Annotated in this window: 3 protein-coding genes; 2 read left to right on the top strand and 1 reads right to left on the bottom strand. The window is 71.0% G+C overall.

Translation table 11 applies throughout. The features are described 5' to 3' along the window. The first annotated feature begins 38 nt into the window (after positions 1-38). The gene (locus EYA84_RS26875; protein ID WP_236145970.1) at positions 39-806 is read left to right on the top strand and encodes an ABC transporter permease; all 768 of its coding nucleotides are present in this window, start codon (positions 39-41) and stop codon (positions 804-806) included. 6 nt (positions 807-812) lie between these two features. On the opposite strand, the gene EYA84_RS26870 is transcribed toward EYA84_RS26875, so the two are convergent. Next, the gene (locus EYA84_RS26870) at positions 813-1,994 is read right to left on the bottom strand and encodes an ABC transporter substrate-binding protein (RefSeq protein WP_131056511.1); all 1,182 of its coding nucleotides are present in this window, start codon (positions 1,992-1,994) and stop codon (positions 813-815) included. A gap of 447 nt (positions 1,995-2,441) precedes the next feature. Here EYA84_RS26870 and EYA84_RS26865 point away from each other — a divergent pair. After that, on the top strand, positions 2,442-4,734 hold a 2,293-nt coding region (locus EYA84_RS26865), incomplete at its 3' end, for a sensor histidine kinase (protein WP_236145969.1).

The following is a 4,734-nucleotide window of genomic DNA, read 5'->3' as shown; positions in this document are numbered from 1 at the left end:
CGGCCGCACCGCGTGGCCGGCGGTGGCGGCCGGGAGACCTGCGGGACGGCGCGACGTCCGCGCTGCTGCCAGCCGCCGGCCTGCTGATCGCCTTCAGTGTGTGGTGGCTGGTCGCCCGGCTGGAGCTGGTCCACCCGGCGGCCCTGCCGCCTCCCGGCGACGTGCTGACCGCGTTCCGCATGGGGCAGGACCGACTGCTCGAACACACCGTCACCACCACCGGCGAGATCCTGCTCGGCTTCCTGCTCTCGGCGGTGGCGGGTGTGCTGATCGGACTGTCGTTGGCCGCCTCGCGGACGGTCGAGCGGATGTTCACCCCGCTGCTGGTCGCCGTCAACGCGGTCCCGAAGATCACCCTGGGCCCGCTGCTGGTGGTGGCGCTCGGTTGGGGTCAGAAGCCCATCCTGACGATGGTCTTCCTGCTCTGCTTCTTCCCGATCGTGCTCTCCACCGCGACCGGCCTGACCACCACCTCGGCCGAGCTGGCCGAGCTGGTCCGGTCCTGGAACGCCTCCCGCTGGCAGGCGTTCCGTAAGGTCCGCTTCCCGGCCGCGCTGCCGCAGATCTTCGTCGGGCTCAAGGTCGCCATGCCGCTGGCCGCGATCGGCGCGGTGATCGGCGAGTTCCAGGCCGGTGAGGGTGGTCTCGGCTTCGTCATCCAGCAGTACGCGGGCATCGGTGACACCGCCACGGCGTGGGCGGCGATCATCCTCGTCGCCCTGGTCAGCATCCTGCTGTACACCGTGCTGGTGCTCGTCGAGCGTCGCAGCCTGCCCTGGGTGCGCGAGACCACCTCCAGCCGCTGACCCGGCTCAGCCGGCCAGACGCCACCGGCCGTTCCGGGCGACCAGCGTGGTGAGCGCCTGCGGCATCAGCCCGGAGTGGTTGTCCGGCGTCATCCGGATCGGTCCGGACAGGCCGTCCAACTGGGACGTCTCCAGCACGTCGCGGAGGCCGTCACGGTCGACCTGTCCGGCCGGGCCGCCGGAGCGCAGCTCGGCGTCGGCGATGAGCTGGACGGCGTCCGCCGCGAAGGAGGACGAGCCGTGGTAGCCGCCGAAGCGGGCGGTGTAGTCCTGGAACCACTGGCGGCGGGCGGCCTTCGCCGGGGTGGTCGCGATGACGTCGTCGATCACCATGGTCTGGGTGAACACCAGGGTCGCCCGCTCCACCGCCCGCGAGGCCGACCCGAGGAAGAGGTCACCGGCCGCGGCGGCGTCGAGGTAGAGCGCCCCGGAGAAGTTGGCCCGCTTCACCGCTGCGGCGGCGAGCATGGCCTGCTCCGGCGAGGTCCAGATGATGATCCCCTCCGGGTTGGCGGCGGCCAGCGTGCTGGCCTGCCCGTCCACCTCGGTGTCCGTGGCCCGGACCGAGGCCTGGGCCACCACCTGGATGCCGGCGTTGTCGAACTCGCGCTGCAGCGCGGTGACACCCTCCCGGCCGTACGTGTCCTCGGTGTGCAGAATGCCGATCGTGTCGATGCTGCGGCGGCGCAGTTCGACGGTGAGCGCGTCGGCACTGTCGGCTGCGTTCGGTGCCAATTTGAACACGTACCGTCGTTCTGCGACCGGACTCGTGATGGCGCCCGCCGCGGCGAGCGCGATGGTCGGGATCTGCTTTTCGTTGATGGTGCGCACCGCGCCGACCGCGCATTCGTTGCAGCCGCCCATGATGATGGCGCTGACCGCCGAATCGTTGCTGAAGTCCGCGATGTTTCGCAGCGACTCACTGGCGTCGGAACGATTGTCCTTCACCCGCAGATCGATCGACCGGCCGTTCAGCGCACCCGAGGCGTTCAACTGTTCGACCTTGAGTTCCAGTGCCTGCCGGTACGCCTTGCCGACCCCGGCCGCTGCTCCGGAGAGCTCCAGGTCGGCGGCGATGACGATCGGGCTCGTGTCCCTCGCCTCTCCGCCGAACTGGCAGCCGGCGAGCATGGAGGCCAGCAGGGTGGATGCGAGCGCCGTGGCGGTCGCGGAGCGGAAGGGGGTCAACTCAGTCCTCCTGGTGTGGCGCGGGCGGGGCCCGGTCACTGGTGTCGGCAACCGTCCACTGTGGATAATCGGGAAGGGTCTGCCGTACCGTGTGCGCGAAGCCTGCAAAACCTTGCCAATGCCGGGCGCTGCGGTCAAGCGGGACCACTGGAGGCGTTTCGGGACGCCGATCCCACATGTTGGGGTAACCAGATGTTTTCCGTTGCTCACTGTGGCGACATGCTTCGCCACTCTGGAGTTACATGCCCTGATCAGGGCGCTGTGGAAATGTAGGTATTAGTTGACCGGATCACGGGATGCGCGACGTCCGACCGATTCCTGCCCGCCTGCGGCTTCCCAAACACGATCTCGTCTGATGAAATCGCGGCCGTGCCGCGCGTGGCGCTGGCCGTCGCTCCATGCACGGATCGACGGGCCAGGCGTGGAGAAAACGACGGAGGCGATGTCGTGAGCACCGGACCGACGACCCTGCCCGCCAGCGGTGACGCCGTGCCGAAGGCGCCTCGCCGCCTGTTCCGGCTGCGTGACGCCCGGATCCGGTCCAAGCTGGCGCTGATTCTGGTCGTGCCGGTCGCCGCGGTCATCGCGCTGGCCACCGTCCGTCTCGTCTCTGTCGGCGAGGGCGCGTACGACGCCACCCAGGCCCGATCGCTGACCGCACTGTCCATCAACATCTCCGCGCTCACCAACGACCTGCACGCCGAACGGATGGCGGCAGCGGCCTACCTGGCCCAGCCGCAGCCGCAGGCCGACGCGTACAACCTCCGGGTCCGGCAGACCCAGCAGCGGATCGAGGCGTACCGCGCGGAGCGGTCCAAGGTCGGTGAGGTGCCCAGCGCGGTCGGCGACCGCCTACGGACCATCGACACGCACCTGGACACGCTGGACGGCACCCGGCAGGAGGTGCTCGACCGTTCGCAGATGGAGGTCGCCGAGGCGGCCCTGCGGTACGGCGTGGTCCTGTCCGACCTGGTCGCCTACGGCGACGGCCTGGCCCAGTTGCCGGGTGAGGAGCGGTTGGCCGACACCCGCCGCGCGGTGGCCGCCTTCGCCCGCGCGAAGGCCGCCGTCGCCGAGGAGGAGTCGATCGCCTTCACGGCGCTGACCCGTGGCCGGCTGGACAACGAACAGTTCTCCGCGTTCGTGGCCACCCTGACCGGCCAGCAGGAGGCGCTGCTGGCCTTCTCGCTGGCCGCCGACCCGGCCCAGCGGGCCCTGGTCGAGAGCACCGTCTCCGGTGACGCGGTGGTGCTGGCCGACCGGATCGCCACCGACATCAGCCGCTCGGTGGGCAACCGTTCGCCGGTCAGCGCGCAGGACGCCACCGCGGCGATCGGCGCGGTCAACGAGCTGATGCGCTGGGCCGAGATCGAGCTTCAGGACCAGTTGCTCGCCCAGGCCGAACAGGCACGGACGGACGTCATCCGGCAGGCCATCGTCGAGTCGACGCTGGTGCTGCTCACCCTGATCATCGCGGTGACGCTGGCCGTGGTGCTGGCCCGTTCGCTGAACCACTCGCTGCGCCGGCTGCGTGAGGGTGCGCTCTCGGTGGCCAACCACGACCTGCCCGAGGCGGTGCGCCGCCTCCAGGGCATGGGCAACGTCAGCGACGGCAGCGTCGACGAGATCGTCCGCGAGGTACGCGACCCGATCCAGCTCAACAACCGCGACGAGGTGGGACAGGTCGCCCTGGCCTTCAACGTCGTACACCGTGAGGCGGTCCGGGTCGCGGCCGAACAGGCGGCCCTGCGGACCAGCGTCTCGGCGATGTTCCTCAACCTGGCCCGGCGCAGTCAGACCCTGGTCGACCGGATGATCGGTGAACTCGACGCGATCGAACGTGGCGAGGAGGACCCGAAGCGGCTCGCCCAGCTCTTCGAGCTCGACCACCTCGCCACCCGGATGCGCCGCAACGACGAGAACCTGCTGGTGCTGGCCGGCGCGGACTCGGCCGTGCCGCGTCGCGACGACGCGTTGCTGGTGGACGTGCTGCGCGCCGCGCAGTCCGAGGTGGAGCTCTACAACCGGATCGAGTTCGGCACCGTCGACACCGACGTCTCGGTGGCCGCGCACGCGGTCAACGACGTCGTGCGGCTGGTGGCCGAGCTGCTCGACAACGCCACCCGCTTCTCGCCGCCGAACACCACCGTGGTCGCCGACGGCCGCCGCATCCGCGACTACGTGCTCATCCAGATCGAGGACCGGGGCCTCGGGCTGAGCGACGAGCAGCTCGACTCGCTCAACCGCCGGCTCGCCGCGCCGTCCACCGTCGACGTGGCCGCCTTCCGGCTGATGGGTCTCGCGGTGGTCAGCCGCCTCGCGGCCCGCTACAGCATCCGGGTCGAGCTGCGCCGCAACGTCGAGGGCGGCACCGTGGCGCAGATCACCCTGCCGGCCTCGACGGTGATCCTGCCGAGCCTGCGGGGCCGCGACCAGATCACCCGGCCGCGTCAGCCGCTCGCCGTCGAGCAGACCCCGACGCCGCCGGCCCCCAGTGAGCCGCTCACCGGCACCGGTCGCACCAACCTCGCCACGTTGACCGAGCGGTGGCGCGACACCACCCCCTCGTCGGCGCCGTGGCCGACCGCGAACCCGGCCCCGACCCCGGAGCCGCCGGCCCGTACCGCACCGCCCGCCTTCGCCGGGGGGTTCAACGCCGGCACGCCGACGGTCGCCCAGCCGTCACTCGATCCGCTGCCGCAGCGGAGCGCACCGCCCGCCGCCCGGCCCGACCCGGTGC

Origin of the sequence: Verrucosispora sp. SN26_14.1 (assembly GCF_004307965.1) — a bacterium.
Lineage (GTDB): Bacteria > Actinomycetota > Actinomycetes > Mycobacteriales > Micromonosporaceae > Micromonospora.
Note: the sequence above shows the minus strand (reverse complement) of the source record. Positions and strands in the feature narration are given on the sequence as shown.